This window comes from Actinomadura roseirufa, assembly GCF_900659635.1.
Lineage (GTDB): Bacteria > Actinomycetota > Actinomycetes > Streptosporangiales > Streptosporangiaceae > Spirillospora > Spirillospora roseirufa.
This window is the reverse complement of the sequence record NZ_CAACVB010000002.1, coordinates 41,043-59,859: the sequence shown is the minus strand read 5'-3', so window position 1 is coordinate 59,859 and position 18,817 is coordinate 41,043. Positions and strand designations below refer to the sequence as shown.

15 protein-coding genes are annotated in these 18,817 nt (G+C 71.6%); 4 read left to right on the top strand and 11 right to left on the bottom strand.

Annotated elements, in window-relative coordinates:
* Positions 1–48: 48 nt before the first annotated feature.
* The 6 genes from E1291_RS00750 to E1291_RS00725 form a co-directional block, all read right to left on the bottom strand.
* Entirely contained in the window at positions 49–903 is an 855-nt protein-coding gene (locus tag E1291_RS00750) for an SAM-dependent methyltransferase (protein WP_131735549.1), read from the bottom strand.
* A 304-nt stretch (positions 904–1,207) separates the two neighbouring features.
* A complete protein-coding gene (locus E1291_RS00745; protein ID WP_131735548.1) occupies positions 1,208–3,580 on the bottom strand; it encodes a trehalase-like domain-containing protein in 2,373 nt (790 codons plus the stop codon).
* Positions 3,581–3,670: 90 nt separating this feature from the next.
* The gene (locus tag E1291_RS00740) at positions 3,671–4,492 is read right to left on the bottom strand and encodes a carbohydrate ABC transporter permease (RefSeq protein WP_242613861.1); all 822 of its coding nucleotides are present in this window, start codon (positions 4,490–4,492) and stop codon (positions 3,671–3,673) included.
* Positions 4,489–5,472, bottom strand: coding sequence for a carbohydrate ABC transporter permease (locus E1291_RS00735; protein WP_131735547.1), 984 nt, complete (start codon positions 5,470–5,472; stop codon positions 4,489–4,491). The genes E1291_RS00740 and E1291_RS00735 overlap by 4 nt, the downstream gene beginning before the upstream one ends.
* Before the next feature lie 39 nt (positions 5,473–5,511).
* Positions 5,512–6,867, bottom strand: coding sequence for an ABC transporter substrate-binding protein (locus E1291_RS00730; RefSeq protein WP_131735546.1), 1,356 nt, complete (start codon positions 6,865–6,867; stop codon positions 5,512–5,514).
* An 18-nt stretch (positions 6,868–6,885) separates the two neighbouring features.
* Positions 6,886–7,875, bottom strand: coding sequence for an alpha/beta hydrolase (locus E1291_RS00725; RefSeq protein ID WP_207400481.1), 990 nt, complete (start codon positions 7,873–7,875; stop codon positions 6,886–6,888).
* 128 nt (positions 7,876–8,003) lie between these two features.
* Here E1291_RS00725 and E1291_RS00720 point away from each other — a divergent pair, with 128 nt between their 5' ends.
* The 3 genes from E1291_RS00720 (at position 8,004) to E1291_RS00710 (ending at position 10,776) form a co-directional block, all read left to right on the top strand.
* Positions 8,004–8,651 (top strand): TetR/AcrR family transcriptional regulator, encoded by a 648-nt coding sequence (locus E1291_RS00720; protein WP_165494896.1) that lies wholly within the window; start codon positions 8,004–8,006, stop codon positions 8,649–8,651.
* Between the two features lie 89 nt (positions 8,652–8,740).
* Complete coding sequence (locus tag E1291_RS00715) at positions 8,741–9,316, top strand: TetR/AcrR family transcriptional regulator (RefSeq protein ID WP_131735544.1); 576 nt, start codon at positions 8,741–8,743, stop codon at positions 9,314–9,316.
* Positions 9,317–9,375: 59 nt separating this feature from the next.
* A complete protein-coding gene (locus E1291_RS00710; protein ID WP_306434427.1) occupies positions 9,376–10,776 on the top strand; it encodes an amidase in 1,401 nt (466 codons plus the stop codon).
* A 151-nt stretch (positions 10,777–10,927) separates the two neighbouring features.
* On the opposite strand, the gene E1291_RS00705 is transcribed toward E1291_RS00710, so the two are convergent.
* The 3 genes from E1291_RS00705 to E1291_RS00695 all read right to left on the bottom strand — a co-directional run bounded on the left by E1291_RS00705 (position 10,928) and on the right by E1291_RS00695 (position 14,026).
* A complete protein-coding gene (locus E1291_RS00705) occupies positions 10,928–12,253 on the bottom strand; it encodes an amidase (protein ID WP_131735542.1) in 1,326 nt (441 codons plus the stop codon).
* Positions 12,254–12,303: 50 nt separating this feature from the next.
* The gene (locus E1291_RS00700; protein ID WP_131735541.1) at positions 12,304–13,458 is read right to left on the bottom strand and encodes an urea transporter; all 1,155 of its coding nucleotides are present in this window, start codon (positions 13,456–13,458) and stop codon (positions 12,304–12,306) included.
* Between the two features lie 157 nt (positions 13,459–13,615).
* A complete protein-coding gene (locus E1291_RS00695) occupies positions 13,616–14,026 on the bottom strand; it encodes a tautomerase family protein (protein ID WP_131735540.1) in 411 nt (136 codons plus the stop codon).
* 218 nt (positions 14,027–14,244) lie between these two features.
* On the opposite strand from E1291_RS00695, the gene E1291_RS00690 reads away from it, so the two are divergent.
* Complete coding sequence (locus E1291_RS00690) at positions 14,245–15,735, top strand: CoA-acylating methylmalonate-semialdehyde dehydrogenase (RefSeq protein WP_131735539.1); 1,491 nt, start codon at positions 14,245–14,247, stop codon at positions 15,733–15,735.
* Between the two features lie 144 nt (positions 15,736–15,879).
* Here the strand turns inward: E1291_RS00690 and E1291_RS00685 are convergent, their stop codons facing one another.
* Both E1291_RS00685 and E1291_RS00680 read right to left on the bottom strand, forming a co-directional pair.
* Entirely contained in the window at positions 15,880–17,340 is a 1,461-nt protein-coding gene (locus E1291_RS00685; protein ID WP_131735538.1) for an aminotransferase-like domain-containing protein, read from the bottom strand.
* On the bottom strand, positions 17,337–18,677 hold the full coding sequence (locus tag E1291_RS00680; RefSeq protein WP_165494895.1) for an MFS transporter: 1,341 nt from the start codon (positions 18,675–18,677) through the stop codon (positions 17,337–17,339). The genes E1291_RS00685 and E1291_RS00680 overlap by 4 nt, the downstream gene beginning before the upstream one ends.
* Between the last annotated feature and the right edge of the window lie 140 nt (positions 18,678–18,817).

Sequence of the window (18,817 nt, the reverse complement as noted above, 5' to 3'; positions counted from 1 at the left end):
CGAAGCCGCGGTGCGGCGTGGCACCGGTCCCTTCGAGCCCTGAGCGGGTCAGAGAGAGGGTGCCGCGAGTTCGTAGGCGAGGAGTTGGCCCCGGATTCCGTCGACTTCGCGTCCGGTGACACGCTGAAGTGCCCGCTGTGCCTCGATGGCCCTTTTCAGCCCCTCGGTATCCGCTCCTGGCTGGGTGGCTCTCAGAGCATTCCAGGCGATCGTCCAGTCGGCGAAGTCGGCCATGTGCGAGCTGATGTCGATGCCGCCGATGAAGCGGAATCCCGCGGCGTCGGCGGCCTGATGATATTCCTCGACGGACCCCACATCGGTGTGATGGGTCGCGTCGAAGGTATTCTTCCACCCCGGTTCGGCACCGAGGAATACGTCCTCGATCAGAACGTGGCCGCCGGGCCGGAGCATCGAGCTCAGCATGGAGAACCAGCGGTGGCGGTCGAAGAAGCACGACGCCTCCAGCGCCACGACGGCGTCGTACCGGCCGGGGTCCGCCGCGAATGTGTGGATGTCGCTGCAGTGGGGGTGCACCAGCTCGGCCACCTCGGCTTGGGCGGCGAAGGTGTTGATCAGCGGGATGTGCTCGGCGACGTTGGTCACCGAAGTGACGTCGGCGCCGAAGTTCTGGGCCAGCCAGATGCTCGTGCCGCCCAGCCCGCACCCCGCGTCGAGGACGCGTCCCGACAGGTCGGCGAAGGAACGCCAGTGATCCGTCGCGAATTTCAGCATTTTCTCCTGAAAGGCGTTCATACTGTCGCGGAGCTCGTCCAAAGTGGCCTCGGGCGGCACGCCGGGCTTCTCGATGTAACCGTTGTGGAAGTGAACCCGGGGCCCCGGCCCGAATCTTTCGATGATCGCATCGGTTCTACTGCGGTAGTACTCCTTGGCCAGGTCAGCCATCACGTCTCCCGAGAATGGCGTGCGCTAATCGAAGATGGCCATTGTCGTCCCAGATCGCCACCCTTTCACCACAGTGATCAAATCAGCGCCGACAAGGCGAATCAACACATGGAGGCGGGGAGAGGCAAACGCTGGCCTCACGTGGCCACCGATCCGGCCGCCGCCGATCTCCGAGATCTTCGCCCGGCGGCGAGGAGACATCGGGAATGACGACAAGAAGATTGACGACCTGCGGTCGTACGATTTGGATCGATGCGGAGCCGCCCATCTGCCATCGTCGCGGGCCGACCTCTGTGGGCAGGCTTCAGGTGTTCAGGAGGAGTGCGCAGCGGATGACGCCCAGGTGACTGTAGGCCTGGGGGTGGTTGCCGAGACCCCGTTCGGTCAGTGGGTCGTACTGCTCCGGGAGCAGGCCGGTGGGACCGGCGGTGTTGAGCATCTGGGTGAACAGTTCTTCGGCGTCGTCGCGGCGGCCGGTGCGGAGGTATGCCTCGATCAGCCAGGCCGTGCACAGGTGGAAGCCGCCCTCTCGGCCCGGCAGTCCGTCGTCCCAGCGGTAGCGGTAGACGACCGGACCGCTGCGCAGCTCGGCTTCGACTCTTTCGACGGTGGCCAGGAACCTGGGGTCGTCGGGGTCGAGCAGGCCGGACAGCCCGACCCACAGGGACGAGGCGTCCAGGTCGGAGTGGCCGTAGGCGACGGTGTAGGCGTTCACCTCGGGATGCCAGCCGTATTCGATGACGTCGGAGGCGATCTGGTCGCGGAGCCGTCGCCACTCGGGACGGTCATGGCCGCGATGCCGTGCCGCGATGTGGAGTGCGCGGTCCACCGCCAGCCAGCACATCACCTTGGAGTAGACGTGGTGGCGCCGGGGCAGCCGGGCCTCCCACAGCCCGTGGTCGGGCTCGCGCCAGCGTCGCCGGACGGCCTGGACCGCGGCCTCGACGATGGCGAACTCCTCGTCCCCGATGCCGCCGCGGGCGTCGGCCACGGCGGCGATCAGGTCGGTCACGGGGCCGAAGATGTCGAGTTGCAGCTGGCGATCGGCGAGGTTCCCGACGCGGACGGGCCGGGAGCCGGCATAGCCGGGCAGGGTCTCGATGACCGCTTCGGGGCCCAGGTGCCGGCCGTCCAGGGTGTAGAGGGGGTGCAGGCGTTCGGGGTGGCCGCCGGTGGCCGCGATCAGGTCGCCGGTCCAGCGCAGCAGGTCCTCGGCCTCGTGGAGGCTGCCGAGGTCGGCCAGGGTGCGGGCCGTCATCGCGGCGTCGCGCAGCCAGCAGTACCGGTAGTCCCAGTTCCGGACGCCTCCGATCTCCTCGGGAAGGGACGTCGTGGCGGCGGCCAGGATCGCTCCGGTCGGCGCGTGGCACAGACCGCGCAGGGTCAGGGCGCTGCGCAGGACGTCGGCGCGCGCGAAGGTCGGCAGGCGCAGCCCGGCGGCCCAGTCCCGCCATGGCCGTTCGGCCCGCGTCCGGCGGCTCTCGATGTCGACCGGCGGATGATGGAGATCATGTTCGCCCAGGCGCAGTTCGAGGGTGACGGCGCCGCCGCACGCCGCGAGGTCGACGACGGCGCGCGCGGTGTCGTGGCCGTCCTCATCGGGCCGGACGATCCAGTCGACCTGCGGTGAGTAGAGGGCGGCGCGTTCACCGGCACCGGCCACCAGCAGCCCGTTGGGGTGGGGCACGAGCTGGACGTCGATCTGGCCGAATTCCGGGCGCGGGGCGAATTCCACCTGGGCCGTGCCCGTACCGGACAGCACCCGCACAAGGGTGGTGGTGCCCGTCACGTCCGTGTGACCGGCCGGATCGTCCGGGACGTCCGACTCCAGCCAGTCGGTGACGGTCAGTCCGGGCCACCGGGTCTCAAGGGTCATCGTGGCGGTCCGGTAGCGCTGGCCCAGGGGCAGGCCACCGCGGTGGGGGCCGGTGGTCAGGCGTCCGGCGGCGGCGCCCCCGATCAGGTGCCCGAACAAGCTGGGCGAGTCGGGCCGGGGATGGCACAGCCAGGTGACGGTGGCGTCGGGGGCGAGGAGCGCGACCGTGCGCCGGTCGGACAGCAGGGAGTGACGTTCGATGGGGACGGCCGGCTCTCCGTGCAGCCACCGGCGGCGGGTTCGCTCCAGCAGCCCCAGCGCGACGACCGCCGTGGCGTCGGGCTCGCCGGTGGCGCCGGTGGTGTCGATGCCGAGGTCCGGGCCGTTCAGCCGCGCGAACACCTCCGCGTCGGCGTGGCCGTCGCCGATGAACAGCACCGCCCCGGCGGAGGTCTGGGCGCGCAGGGCGTCGAGGGCGCCGCCGGTGTCCGTGTAGATCAGCGCGGGTCCGAGGGTGTGCTCGACGCCGTGGCCGGCGATGAGGTGCACCTCGGCGGGCAGCCGCGACAGCGTGGCCAGTTCGCCCAGCGGACGGCCGGACATCACGGCGACCGAGGTGTCCGGCAGCGCCGCGAGGAGCCGCAGGGTCGCGACGGCCTCGGGGGACGCGACGGCCTGGCCCCGATCGGTGCCGGGCGGGCTGAGGACGCCGTCATAGGCGCAGGCCACCAGCAGCCGGGGGACGCGGGCTATGCGACGCACGGCAGCCGCCAGTTCGGGGTCGCGCGGGCCGTCCTCGACCGCGATCGGCTCCCGCGGGGACGGGTGGTGGGGACCCCTCGGGTCCAAGGTTGCGCTCATGCGGCGCTGCCTCCGGATGGTGTCATGCGAGATGGGTGCGGGGCGAAGGGGGGACGAGGCGCCTCTCGGGGCCTCCACGGGCCGGGCCCGTTACTTGACGGCCCCTTGCAGCAGTGCCTTGACGAAGTTGCGCTGGAACACCAGGAAGATCACCAGCGAGGGCAGAATGATCAGCAGTGATCCGGCGCAGAGCAGGACGATGTCGGTGCCGTACTGGCCCTGGAAGGCGCCGAGTCCCCCGGCGACCGTGCGCTTCGCCGGGTCGTCGACGAGGACGAGCGGCAGCAGGTACTGGTTCCAGGTGGCGAGGAAGAACAGGACCGACAGCGCGGACAGGGCGGGGGTGGCCAGCGGCAGGTGGACGCGGCGGAAGATCTGCCAGGTGCCGGCGCCGTCGATCTTCGCCGCCTCGGTGAGCGCCGTCTCGGCGCCGAGGAAGTGGGCCCGCATCCAGAAGACGCCGAACGGCATCAGCAGCCCGATGAGCGGCAGGACGATCGCCGGCCGCGTCCCCAGCAGGCCCATGCTCCGGAGGTCGTAGTAGAGCGGGGTGATGAGCGCCTCGACCGGCAGGGTCAGGCCGACGATCAATACGGTGTAGATCGCCTTTCCGCCGGGCACTTTCAGCTGGGCGAGCGCATAGCCCGCGGCGGTGGCCATCGCGACCGTGGCCGGGACGACGCCCAGCACGATCAGCGCGCTGGAACGGAACAGGGCGAGGAGGTTCGCCGAGTTCCACGCGTCGAGGAAGTTGCGCCAGTGCGGGTGGGCCGGCCAGCTGAGTCCCTGCGGGGGGCTGCCCGGTTCCGCGAGGGCGGTGGTGAACATGCTGAGCAGCGGCACGATCGCGAACAGCATCAGCGCGAGCAGGATGCCGGTGCGGGTGACGCGCTGCGCGGTGGACGTCCTCACTTCTCCCTCCCCAGGCGCTGGATCGGCCAGATGACGACGAGGACCAGGACGGCCAGGAACACCGCCAGCGCGGACGCCTGGCCGACGTGCTGCTGGAGGAAGGTGAGCCGGTAGATCTCCACGCCGGGGACCATCGTCTGGTAGCCGGGTCCTCCCTGGGTCGAGATCTGGATCACGTCGAAGCTGGCCAGGGCGGCGATCATGGTGAAGGTGGTGCAGACGACGAGTTCCCGACGCAGTCCGGGCAGCGTCACGGCGAGGAACTCGCGGAGCCGTCCCGCGCCGTCCAGCCGGGCGGCCTCGTACAGGGACGGGTCGATCTTGCCGATGCCGGCGAGCATCAGCACCGTGCAGAAGCCGAGCATCACCCAGACGCCGATCACGCCGACGGCGGGGAGGGCGAACGTGAAGTCGCCGAGCCAGTCCCGCGTGTGCGCGCCGAGGCCGAACGCCCGCAGGATCTGGTTGACGAGCCCGTCCGAGGAGTACATCCACGTCCAGGCGATGCCGGCCGCGACGAGCGGCAGCACCTGGGGGACGAAGAGGACCACCCGGGCGACGGTGTTGAACGGGCCCGGCCTGAGCTCCCGGATGAGCGTCGCCGCGACCAGGCCGAGTCCGACCGGCAGCACCGTATAGAACACGATCAGGACGAAGGCGTGCTCGACGGACCGCAGAAGCTCCGCCTGGGTGACGAGCGCCTTCCAGTTGTCCAGCCCCGCGGGCGTGGCGGTGCCGACGCCGTCCCAGTCGTAGAAGGAGTACTGCACCGACTGGAACAGCGGGTACAGCACGAACACCGCGTACATTCCGAACGCCGGTGCCACCCAGAGCAGCGCGCTCCATCGCCGGGCCCCGGCTCGCCGGGGACGCCGGCCCGGTTCGCCGGGCACGGGGCGTTCGCCGGGGGTCGTCGTGCTCGGCGGGACCGACGTGGTCGAGGTCCGGCGCGTCCCGGGCGGATTGGAGATCGTCGGCATTGCGCCTCCTGATAGGACCGAACCGAATCGCCGGGTGCCTCAGCGCCCGAGATCGCGCTCATAGTCGCCCTGGACCTTGGCCGCGAACGCCGTCGGCGACGTCTTGCCGCTGAGCAGCAGCTGCGTCTGCGGCAGCAGGGTGTTCACGTTGATCGACGCGGTGGCGTCGGCCATGAACCCCACCAGCCCGTCGCTCTTGAGCAGGGACTGGAACGCCGTGACGGTCGCGGCGACGGCCGATCCGGCCGGTGCGGCCGGGACGGCGGCGTTCACCGGCCCCGCCGGGACGAGACCGCCCAGGGTCACCGTGTCCTGCCGGGCTCGCGGGTCGGTCTGGACGAAGTCGAGGAATGCGGCGGCGACGTCGGCGTGGGACGACTTCGCCGGGATCCCGAGGTTGGCGGCGGCGGTCATCGCCCAGGAGGAACCACCGGCCTCGCCGGGCGGGAACAAGAAGAAGCCGACCTTGCCCTGACCGGCCTTGTCCAGCCCGGGAGCCTGCCAGTTCCCGCTGGGGAAGAAGACGGACTTGCCCTTGAGGAACTCGGCGGGCGCCCGGGTCTGGTCGATGGTGTTCACGTCGGCCGGCAGGTAACCGTCCTGTGCCCAGCGGCGCAGCGTGGTGGCGGCCGACACCATGGCCGGAGTGTTGATGTTCGCGCCGGGCTTGGCGAAGTTCCAGTCCTGGACGGCCCGCGCCTTGGCCGCATCGTCCATCAGCAGGTTCTGCAACGGGTACACGGTTCCCCCGTCCTTGCCGTTGATCATGATCGGCTGCAGCCCGGCGTCCTTGGCCTTGGCGAGGAGCCCCTCGAACTCGGCGACGGTCGCCGGTGGCCGCGACATCCCGATCCGTTGCGCGAGCGTCTTGTCGTAGTAGACGCCGGTGAGGCCGAAGCCCGGACCGGCGCCGTACAGCGACCCCGTTCCGCGCTGTTTGCCGTCGGCCGCGACACGGGTCGAGGCGAACTGCGATTGGGGCCAGCCGTCCCAGCCGTAGACCTTCGCGTAGGGGTCGAGATTCGTCAGGAGGCGATTGTTGACCAGGTTGCCGAACTGCGGGACCCGGACCAGGTCGGGCACGTTGCCGCCGGTGAGGACATGCGCGATGTTGGTGGTCAGCGCACCGTAGTCCTGGCTGGTCACCTTGACGGTGACGTTGTCGTGCTCGGCGTGGAACAGCTTGCCGAGCGCCGTGAAGAACGGCACGTCCGTGCCGCTGGTGACGAGCAGCGTCAGCGTGACGGGCTTGGCACCGATGTCGGTGTTGACCGGCTTCGCCGGCCTGTCCGCCTCGGACGTCGCGCTCGGCGCGCACGCGGACACGAGCAGCGCTCCGGCCGCCGTGACGGCGGCGATCCGGCCTGCTCTGCGGGGGTGGGTCAGTGATCTCACGGGAGTTCCCTTCGCGGGCTAGACGGGGTCCACCAGGTGTCGGAAGGCGCGGCGCAGGGCGTCCCCGGCGACGCCGACGGCGTGCCGCGCGTCGGACATCACGCTGAGCATCTCGAAGAAGCCGTGGATCTGGCCGGCGTACTCGCGCAGCTCGGCGGGCACGCCCTCGGCCCGCAGCCGGCCGGCGTAGTCCTCGGCCTCGCCGCGGAGAAAGTCGTGTTCGGCGGTGATGATCGTCGCGGGGGCGACGCCGGCCAAGGACGACGCGTGCAGCGGCGACGCGTACGGGGAGGCGCGCAGCGCCGGATCGGGGACGTAGGTCTCCCAGATGTGCTCCAGACGCCGGTAGGTGTCGGGGCCGAAGCCGGGCCGACCGGCGAAGCGGGCGTACCGCCGCCTGAACGCGATCTTGTAATCGGTGTCCGGCGTGCTGTCGAGCACGGGGTACACGAGCAGCTGAGCCGCGATCTCGACCCCGCCGTCGCGCGCTTTGAGCGCCGCCGCGGCCGCGAGGTTGCCCCCCGAGCTGTCCCCGCCGACGGCGACGCCGTCGAAGGCGCGCCGCGCCCACTCGACGGCGGTCCAGACGTCGTCGAGCCCGGCGGGAAACGGGTGCTCGGGCGCGAGCCGGTAGTCGACGGAGAGCACGGCGCACCCGCCCTTGTTCGCCAGGGCGCGGGCGACGCCGTCGGCGGTGTCCAGGTCACCGTGGATCCAGCCGCCCCCGTGGGCCCAGACGAGCACCGCCCGCTCCGTACCGGTGGGCCGGTACAGCCGGGCCGCGACGCCGTCCGCGTCGATCGCCTCGACGGACACCACGGGTTGCGGCACGCCCGTCACCGCCAGGACCCGTTCCCGGGTGTCGGCGCGCACGGCGGCGATGTCGGCGGTCCAGGGGTCGGGCGACGGCGTGGATCGCTCCAAGAAGGCGCGCACCTGCTCGTGGGGCCGCGGCGGCACATCGGCATCGTGGACGTCCGAACGCTTCTGCCCGACCTCTGCACTCACGCGATCAACCTCATCCGCCTCGGCCCAGTACCGACTGATTGTTCAGTCTGTTCGCGGAAGGTTACTGAGTACTCAGTCGGTTGTCTATACTCGAGGCGACCTTTCGTCAGCGCGAGGGAGAACGAACCGTGCCCACCCCCAGGTCCAAGACGTCGTCGGCCAAGGGCATCGAGACCCGGGAGCGCATCGTCGAGGTCGCCGTGCGGTTCATCGCGCGCAACGGAGCGCGGGGCACGAGTCTCAGCGACATCGCGACCGAGGCCGGGGTGTCGCAGACCGGGCTGCTGTATCACTTCGGCAGCAAGGAGGCGCTGCTCAACGCGGTGCTCGATCGCTACGTGGCGTTCACCGAGCAGTGGCTGTGGGGCGACGATCCCGACCCCGGCCTCAAGATCGTGTGGATCATCGCGCGGCACATGGCCGACTGGCCGAGCCGTCCGCGCGACGACAGCGTGTACAGCCTGATCGGCCTGAACACGGTGGTGCTCGCGGAGAACGTCGGCAAGGACACCGACCTCCACCCCCGCCTGGCCGAGGGCTATCGGACGACGATCGACCGCGTCGCGGCCACGCTGCGGTCCGCCCAGGAGCGGGGCGAGATGCGCGACGACGTGGACCCGCGGCTGAAGGCCATGGAGATCATCGCGTTCTGCTACGGCCTGGAGGCGGCGTGGCTGGTCAACCCGACGATCCCGGTCGCCGGCGCCGCCGTCCAATGGGCGGAGCAGCAGACCGCGCTCCTGACCCCCGAGTCCGCCGACCCCGCTCCACGCTAAGCGCGTTCTAGCCGGACCGGGTCCTCACTGTGCGCTCACTCGCGTCGATGCGGCTGGAACTTTACAGACCTGTCTGTTAAGTTCCAGCCATGATCGAATCGGCTCGTGCGGCCAGGAGCCGTGAGCGGCTCATCGATACCGCGGCCAAGCTCTTCTACGCGGAGGGCATCACCGCCACGGGCGTCGACACCCTCGTCGCCCGCTCCGGGGTGTCCAAGCCGACGCTCTACGCGAGGTTCGGGTCCAAGGGCGCGCTCGTCACGGCGGTCCTGGAAGAGATCCATGTCCGTCGGCGGGCGGAGCTGGAGCGGCACCTGGACGACCAGGACGGGCCCCGTGCGCGGATCCTGGCGGTGTTCGACTGGTTGCAGCGCTTCCACCGGCGGGACGGCGATCGAGGCTGCCCGTTCCTCAACGCCGCCGCGGAACTGTGCGACGCCGAGGACCCGGCCAGGGAGGTCGTCGTGCGCCACAAGCGCTGGCTGCGCGAGGTGCTGACGGCGCAGGCGCGGGACGCGGGCGCCGACGATCCCGGCGAACTCGGGCACGCGCTGCTGTTGCTGCTGGACGGGGCGAACGCGCGGATGGCCGTGGAGGGAGACCGGGACGCCGCCGCGCTCGCCCGCCGGACGGCCGAGCGGCTCCTCGACGCGGCGGGGGCATGACCCGCGAGCGGCGATCCGTACCGGGCACGGTCAAAGGCTGATCCAGTGAAAGGGACGTTGTGGTGTTCTCATGGTCGGCGATGGAACTGGCGCAGGCGATCCGGGCACGGGAGGTGTCCAGCCGCGAGGCGGTCGAGAGCGCGCTAGGCCGGATCGAGGCGGTCAACCGCGACCTGAACGCGATCCGGGTGGTGCTGGCGGAGGAGGCCCTGGCCGCCGCTGACGACGCGGACCGCCGGCTGGCCGCCGGCGAGGAGGTCGGGCCGCTGCACGGCGTGCCGTTCACGGTCAAGGAGAACCTCGACCTGGCCGGCAGCGCCACCACCCGTGGTCTCGCGGGGCTCGGCCAGGCCATCGCGTCGGCCGACGCGCCGATCGTGGCCGGTGTGCGAGCGGCGGGCGCGATCCCCATCGGCCGCACGAACATGTCCGAGGCCGGGTTCCGGTACCACACGTCCAGCTGGATCGGCGGCGACACCGTCAACCCCTGGGACCGCGGCCGTACTCCCGGCGGGTCCAGCGGCGGCGACGCGGTGGCGCTCATCAGCGGAATGACCCCGCTCGGGATCGCCAACGACCTCGGCGGCTCGCTGCGGTTCCCCGCGCAGTGCTGTGGCGTCGCCTCGCTCAAACCCACCTTCGGGCGGATCGCGGCGCACACGGAGGGAGCGCCGGAACTGCCGATGAGCATGCAGCTGCTGCAGGCGAACGGGCCGATGGCGCGCAGGGTGGCGGATCTGCGTCCGGCGTTCGCCGCGGCCTGCCTGCCGGACCTGCGCGACCCGTGGCAGGTGCCGGTCCCGCTGACCGGGCCCCCGCTCACGGGCCCCATCGGTGTCGCGGTCACTCTGTGGGACGGCGTCGACCCGCAGGTGGCCTCGGGTGTACGACGCGCCGCGCAGGTCCTCGCCGGGGCCGGGTACGCCGTCCAGGAGAACGAGCCGCCGGAGGTGGACCGCGCCGCGGAGCTGTGGAACACCCTGGCCGTCACAGAGTTCAGGTGGGCGTGGCCACGACTGGGCCCACTGGCCTCGGAGGAACTGCGGACCGTCGTCGAGGACGGCTATTTCCACCTGTTCCCCGCACCTGACCCCGTCGCGCACGGCATGGCATACGGCGCCCGCAAGACCATCGCGGCGCAATGGGCCCATTTCCAGGACGAGAGCCCCCTGATCCTGGCACCGGTCTCCGCGCAGCCGCCGTTCCCCGTCGGCTGGGACCTCAAGGCACCCGGCACCACCGAGGAAATGGTCGCCGCCATGCGCATGACCCTGCCGGTCAACGTGCTCGGACTGCCCGCGGTGACGGTTCCGGTCGGCGTCCAGGACGGCCTGCCCCAGGCCGTCCAGATCATCGGGCCGCGGTTCCGGGAGGACCTGTGCCTCGACGCCGCCGAGACCATCGAGGCCGCCATCGGCATCCATGAGAACCCGCTCTACCGTCAGCTGCTGGGCGCGTAGGACCCCCTCCCTCCGGTTCGTGCGACCGCCATCGAAGTGCTTCGGGTTCGATGGCGGTCGCCGAGACCGATCCGGACGGAGTGGCCAGGAGCCTGCTCGCGGGCACGGGCCGGGCCTGGTCGGGGCGCGCCCCCGTCCGAGGGCCGGGTCGTCAGCCGGCCGCGTTCTCCAGGGCCACGACGATGCCGAGCAGGCCGTCGTCGAAGCCGAGCCGTCCGACGACCTGGACTCCCGATGCCGCGGTGGCGGCTCCCGGGGCCGGGAGCGCGACGACCGGGTGCCCGGTGTGGTTGAACAGCGAGGTGAACGAGATGAGCGCGGAGGTGACATCGACGAGTTGCGAGTCGACCGTCAGCTCACGGGCGGTGGTCGAGGGCACCGGCACGGGCAGGGTCGGCATGACGAGCGCGTCGACGCCCGCCAGTGCCGCGTCGACTCGCGCCGCGAGATCGCCTCGCGCCTGACGGGCACGGAAGTAGTCGACGCCGCTGATGTTCTCCGCCAGCCCGACGACCATCTGCAGCACCTCTCCGCATCGGTCCAGGTGCGGGTTGAACTCGTGGTGGTAGGCGGCCAGCTCCACCGGCACGATGGTGTGGTGGATCGCGCGAACGGTGTCGACCGAGGGGAGCTCGACCGGCACCGTCTGAACGTCGAGGTCATGCAGCCTGCTCAGGAACGCGGCGAACGACGCCTGCACCTCGGCGTCGGCGATGCCGACGAGCTTGTGGGGGACGCCCAGGGTCAGTCCGCCGAGGTTCTGCGGGCGGTGCTCGGATCCGCCCGCGAGGACGCGGTGGACGATCGCCGCGTCCTCGGCGGTGCGCGCGGTCACCCCCACATGGTCGAGTGACGCCGCCATCGGGATGACGCCCTCGGTGTCGAGGACTCCCCTGGAGGGCTTGTGGCCCACGACGCCGCAGCAGGCCGCGGGGATCCGGATGCTGCCGCCGGTGTCGGTGCCGATCGAGACCGGGCACAGGCCCGCCGCCACCGCCACGGCCGACCCGCCGCTCGAGCCGCCCGCGATCCGTCCGGGATCGATCGGGTTGACCGCCGGTGCGCCCACCGTGCTGAGGGCGTACTCGTCACAGGAGTTGATCCCCACGATCACCGCGCCGGCCCGCCGAAGCTGGTCCACCACGGCGGAGTCCGCCGACGCGACCTGCCCTTTCAGCGTCGGCGAGCCGGCTCCGAGGGGCATGCCGCGCACGGCCAGGACGTCCTTCACGCCGACCGGGACGCCGTCGAGGGGGCCGCGGGCCGCGCCCCGGGCGAACCGCTCCGCCGAGGCGCGCGCCTCGGCACGAGCCGACTCGGGCGCGACGTGCTCGAAGGCGCGCAGCCGGCCGTTGTCGCGATCGATGCGCGCCAGCACTTCCTCGAGGAAGCCGACGGGCGACACGGTGCCCGCCGCGAAGGCGGAGGCGAGGTCGGTCAGGGACGGGGCCGTGGGTAGCGCAGAGATCGTCATCATCGTTTCTTTCTTTGTGTACGCGCCGCGAGACGCACGCCGCGGCGGAGGAATCAGGCTCGCTTCAGGACGGGAGACGTCTCGTGCAGCAGGAGCAGCGCCGGGACGATCAGGCAGAACGGCAGGGACATCGCGGTGGGCATGCCGAAGAGCGCCGCGAGCGGCCCGAGCGCGACGAGCACCAGCGGCGAGAGCGCCGCGCCCGCGACGCCGAGGGCCACCGACCTGGCCGACGGCTGCAGGCAGACGCCGCCCACCGCCAGGCACACCAGAAGCCCGTTCAGCCCGACCAGGCCGAAGTGCGTGAGGAACCCGTCGACCCCCATGACCTGAGCGCTCGCCACGGCGGTCACCGACCCCAGGACCGCGAGCGCCGCCAGCAGCCTGGAGCACAGCGCCAGGCCCAGCAGGACCAGCAGGCCGCTGACGGTGCCGGGCAGGAAGAACAGCTGACCGGCGCCGTGGACGACGGACTCGGCGATGCCCCTCACCAGGTCGACCTCACCGCCGCCCGGTGCCAGCCGCAGGGTGCTGTCGGCGGCCGTCGCGGCTCGCCCGGTGTTGGCGTGACCGACGAGGGGACCGGCATGCCCGCGCTCGACCGAGACGAGCGCGGCGACGAGCCCGATCACGACCAGGTTGAACGGCAGCGTGAGGGGCCTGACGCCCCAGACCTCCGTCATCACCCGGAGGAGCACCGCCATGAGCGGGGCGGTGAGCGCGGCGGCGACCGCGACCAGCGCCAGGGCGGCGAGGTTCCACTCCGGGGCCAGGAACGTTCCGAGCCCGGCGCCGGCGATCGCCCCGTTGTAGCCGAAGACCCCCACCCGGCAGGCGTCGCAGTCCAGGCGGAGGAACTTGGCCGCGGCCGTCGCGGCGAGCACGCCCACCGTGACCGTCACGCCCAGCCAGGCCGACGCGACGGCCACCGTGGCGAGCAGGACCGCCCCGGTCAGCGGGTTGCTGGTGAAGACCACCATGCTCACACCGCGCAGCGCGGAGTCGGCGAAGGCGGCGACGGGACTGGCGTCCAGCCGGGCGCGGAACCGGGGCATGTCGCCGGTGACCGCCTCCTTGACGTAGGAGAGGACGTTGTCGTGATCGGTTGTCGGCAGGGCGGCGGGAGCGGGCTGCGCCTGGGTCGCCGAGGCGGCCGCGGGGGCGGCCACCGGCGGAGCGGTCGTGTCGCTGGACTCTGTCTTCTTCATGAGGGCCTTCCTGACGACGGGTTGCCTGTGGACGCCAGAGGAGGGTGGCCCGACGCTGGACCTACCGAGATGAGGCGAGGAATCACGACTGTGATGTAGAATGTTCTTGCAAGCAAGACTAGTCTTTTTTTGTGACGTCTGCTACAACGCGGCGTCCCTACTCCGGGCCGGTGCCCGCGACGGGCGGCGCGTGCAGAAGCTGTGCCTCTCCGGAACCGTAGGAGTAGTCGACCGGGGCGTTCTCGACGAGCGCGATCGACACGTCCTCCGCGCGGACGCCCGGGATGGCCGCGAGGTTCTCGCCGATCGCTCGGTACAGCGCCACCTTGAGTTCATCGCTGCGCCCCTTGATCAGTGTGATGTGGATGAAGATCACGTCTTGGCGGGCGATTCCGAGGTACTCCGGGTCTGCGATCAAGTGCTCGACCGGGTGCTGGGAGAGAATGTGGAACCGGTCGCCCTCCGGGACGCCGATCGCGTCCACGAACGCCCGGTGCACCCCGTCGGAGATCGCCCTGAGGTCCTCGGGCGACCGGTTCACGCTGACGTCGATCCTGACCACCGGCATGGTGGTTCCTCCTTCTGTCGCTCCCCCCGCTCAGCGCGAGGGCGGCCGCCGCGACGGCGTGTCGATGGTGGGTGGACGAAGTCCACGGCGCCGACTCTGCGGCCGTGACGGTGGCGTTCACAACCGGCCGGGCATCGGCTTTGACCCACGACAGACCGGTATTGCCACAGGACAAACGGCCTGCGACCAGGCGGTTCGGCGTCGCTACCTTGCTCTTCATGACAACTCTGATCGGGCACTTCATCGACGGCCGGCCCGCGCCCGGCGGCTCCGGCCGGGTCGCGGCGGTGTACAACCCCGCCACCGGTGAGCGGACTGGCTCGGTGAGCCTGGCGTCGGAGAGCGAGACGAGGGACGCGATCGCCGTGGCGGCGAGGGCCGCCGAGAGCTGGCGGCGTTCCACGCTCTCCCGCCGGGCCGCGGTCCTTTTCGCCTTCCGGGAGCTTCTGCACGACAACATCGACGAGCTGGCGGCCATCGTCACCGCCGAGCACGGCAAGGTGCTCGCGGACGCGGTCGGCGAGATCCAGCGCGGTCTTGAGAACGTGGAGTTCGCCAGCGGCGTCCCGCACCTTTTGAAGGGGTCGTTCTCGGAGCAGGCCGGCACCGGCGTCGACGTCTACAGCATCCGCCAGCCGCTGGGCGTCGTCGCGGGGATCACGCCCTTCAACTTCCCGGTGATGGTGCCGCTGTGGATGTGCGCGAACGCCATCGCGTGCGGCAACGCCTTCATCCTCAAGCCGAGCGAGAAGGACCCGTCCGCCTCGCTGTTCCTCGCCGACCTCTGGACGAGGGCGGGCCTGCCCGCCGGTGTCTTCACCGTCCTCCAGGGCGACAAGGAAGCGGTCGACGTCCTCCTCACCCACCCGGAGGTGGCCGCGGTCAGCTTCGTCGGCTCGACCCCGATCGCCAAGCGGGTCTATGAGACCGGAACGGCGCACGGCAAGCGGGTGCAGGCGCTCGGCGGCGCCAAGAACCACGCCGTCGTCCTGCCGGACGCCGATGTCGGCATGGCCGCCGACGCGATCATCTCCGCCGCCTACGGCGCGGCCGGAGAGCGCTGCATGGCGCTGTCGGTCGCCGTCGCCGTCGGGGACGTCGGCGACCGCCTGGTCGAGGCCATCGCCGACCGGCTCCCCAAGCTCACGATCGGCGACGGAACCGACCCGAACGTCGACATGGGGCCCCTGATCACCGCTGAGCACCGCGACCGCGTCGCCGCCTACGTCGGGGAGGGGGCGAGCTCCGGCGCGCACGTCGTCGTCGACGGCCGTGAGGCCGACCTTCCCGGCAACGGGTTCTTCCTGGGCACGACGCTGCTGGACCACGTGCGCCCGGACATGAGCGTCTACCGCGACGAGATCTTCGGGCCGGTGCTCGGTGTCGTCCGCGTGGACGACTACCAGGCCGCCATCGAACTGGTGAACTCCAACCCGTTCGCCAACGGGACGACCATCTTCACCAGGGACGGCGGGGCCGCGCGCCAGTACCAGTTCGACGTCCAGGTCGGCATGGTCGGCATCAACGTCCCCATCCCCGTGCCAGTGTCCTACTACTCCTTCGGCGGGTGGAAGGCCTCGCTGTTCGGAGACACGCACATGTACGGTCCCGAGGGCATCAACTTCTACACCAGGGGCAAGGTCGTGACGTCCCGGTGGCCCGACCCCGGCACGTCGACGATCGATCTCGGGTTCCCGAGGACGCGCTGAGGACGTGGCAGCCGATCCGGTCGGGCCACGTGGGCGGCTCCCCCCTTCCAGCCCGGGTGGCCCGACCGTGGCGACCCGTCCGGTACCGTGCGCGATTCACCCGAGACCTTGGGTGACCCGTGCGATGCGACGGTCGGGCGCGGGCTAGCCGCGGCCGAGGTCGTAGCGCGAGGCGGCGGCGATCTGGCGGGCGAGCGCGGCGTGCCCGTTCGCGACGAGTCCCGCGGTCACCCGGATGTACGCCTGAGGCTCCGCGAGCGTCATGAACGCCGAACCCGCGCTGACGCCGATACCGGCGCCGTCGAGCCAGGCCACGGCCGCGCTTTCGTCGGCGACCGGCACCCAGACGTTGAGCCCGTCCCGCCCGGCGACCGGTACGCCCAGCGCCGACAGTTCCCTCGTCAGCGTCGCTCGGCGCCGGTCGTACTCCGCTCCGGCCCGGCGCAGCGCCGCGCCGGTGGCCTCGTCCCGGAGCATCGCGTCGAGCAGGCGCTGCAGGAGGCGGCTGGTCCACCCCTGCCCGAGCCGCCGTCGCGCGCCCAGTGCCGACACGACGTCCTCGCTGCCGCCGACCGCCGCGATGCGCAGCTCCGGGCCGTAGCCCTTGGCGAAGCCGCGGATGTGGACGGTCCGGTGCGGCAGCCACGACCCCAAGGTGACCGGCGGTTCCGGATAGAGCCCGTACATCGGGTCCTCCTCGACGACCAGCGCGCGGCTCTCGGCCAGGAGGCGGGCCAGCTCCGCGGCCCGGCCCGGGGTGGTGCTGACACCGGTCGGGCAGTGCGCGCGCGCTTGGAGGACGACCATCGAGACGGGCTGCCGCAACGCCTCCTTCAGGGCGGCCGGGTCCGGGCCGTCCTCGTCCAGCGGAACTCCGACGGTGCTCACCCCGAGCGTGTCGAGCATGTCGATGACCGGCGGAGAGGTCGGATGCTCCACGACGACCCTGTCGCCCGGGGCGAGGAAGCAGCGAAAGACCGAGTCCAGGGCGTCCAGGCTGCCGTGGGTCAAGGTCAGCGCCGCCACGTCGTACGGCCAGTCGGCGCGGATGCGCTCGGCCAGGCCCGGGAGCACCGGGTCGTCGAGGCAGCTCGACGGCGCGCCGAGGTCCCACAGGCCCGTCCCGGCCGGGAGCGACGGCAGCAGGGCGCCGTCGGGCAGGCCGGTGGACAGGTCGAGACGCACGTGCGCCCCGGCCGACAGGGCCTGCCGGTATCGAGGCTGGTCGGCCCGCGAGTCCCGGACGGTGGTGCCGCGCCGGCCATCGGTGCGAAGCAGCCCCCATCGGCAGAGAAGCGCCCACGCCGAGGAGACGGTCGTGGGTGACAGCACCAGCTCACGTGCCACCACGCGTATCGGCGGCAGCCGGGAGCCGGGCCGCAGGGCCCCGTCGGCGACGGCGTCGGCCACCGCCGAGGCCAGGGCCCGCGCGGTCGAGCCGTCGAGCCGCTGTTCAAGCGCGGACAGGACGGCGATGACCTCGCCGTCGCGTCGCGGCGGCCCGCCCCGACCCGCGTCGCGGGACGGGGCGGCCGCCTTCGTACACGTCGGCGGGGCCGCCCTGCGGACGACGGCGCCCGGGGTGAACGACCGCTCTGATCTCATGACCGTGTCCCCGTCGTCTCTCGGTGGCGTCGGCGCATCCGGTCGAGCCCGAGGATGCCCACGGCTCCAGTCAACGCCAGACCGGCGGCCAATGCGACACCACCGTCGACATTGAGAGATGAGTCCTGCGCCTCACCGGGGTCGACCACGCCCACCAGGAGGGCGAACCCGATCGCGGACCCCACATAGCGGGCGGTGTTGTTGATGCCCGAGCCCATCGCGGCGTACGCCGCGGGAACACTGTCGATGGCGAGGCGGGGAAGGGCGGCGTTGACCAGCCCGCTGCCCACACCGGTGACGGCCAGGCCGGGAACGGTCCACTCCCAGGCGCCGGAGCCCAGCGTCCCGATCAGTGCGGCCAGCCCCGCCGCGCAGGCGGCCAAGCCGAGGATCAGCTGCCGGGCGGCGCCCACGGCGCGGAGCCTGCTCATGCACAGAGCCGCCACGGCCGACGTCGCCGACCAGGCCAGCAGCACCAGAGCCGCCGACAGCGGGGTCATCGCCAGTTCCGACTGCAGGAGTGCCGGCAGATAGCTCGTCAGCGCGATGACCGACATGCCCGTGACGAGCGCGCCGGACGTCGCGACCAGAAGAGTCCGGTTGCGCAGAAGATGCAAGGCCAGCAGCGGCTTCGTCGTCCGGCGCTGCCGGACGACGAAGCCGACGAGGCACACGGCGCTGACACCGGCGGGAACGAGCACGAGCGGCCCGGTCCCGCCGTTGCGAGTCTCGGTCAGCGCCGTCATCGCCGCGAGCAGGGCCACCGTCCACACCGCCGCGCCCAGGACGTCGGCGCCGGGCCTGGCGTCCGCGCGCGACTCGCGCAGGCCGCGCGCACCGGCCACCGCGAGACCGGCGGAGAAGAGGGCGATGAGCCAGTAGCACGCGTTCCACCGCCACGCGGAGACCGCGCCCGCGACCACGGGGCCCGCGGCGATCCCGGCGCCCACCATCACGCCCCACAGCCCGGTCGCCCGCACGCGACCCTGACCCGCCGGGTAGGCCTGCGCGATGAGACCGAGCGTCGTCGCGATGACCGCCGCCCCGGCCGCCCCCTGGACGATGCGGGAGACGACGAAGGTCACGAGGTCCCCCGCCAGAGCGCTGACCACGGTCGCCGGGACGAGCGTGGCCATCCCGGCGACGAAGAGCCGCCTGCGCCCGTGGTCGTCGGCGAGACGCCCCGCCACCAGCAGGAACGCGGCCAACCCCAGCGGCATGCCGTTCAACGCCCACACCTGGCCGGTGCTGTCCCCGTCCAGGGCGACCATGGTGGCCGGCAAGGTGGTCATCGGCGCCGTGTAGTCGACCAGGATCAGGAAGGTCGCGGCGCACACGATCGGAAGGGTCGCGTGCCCGGCGTCGGTGACACGAAGACCTGGCGGGCCGGCGAGGCCGGCGCGCCGTGATGGGCGTGACATGGGCGGTCCAATCTTTCAGCGCCGGGGACGGCTCGGGGGCGGCTCCGGTGACCGGT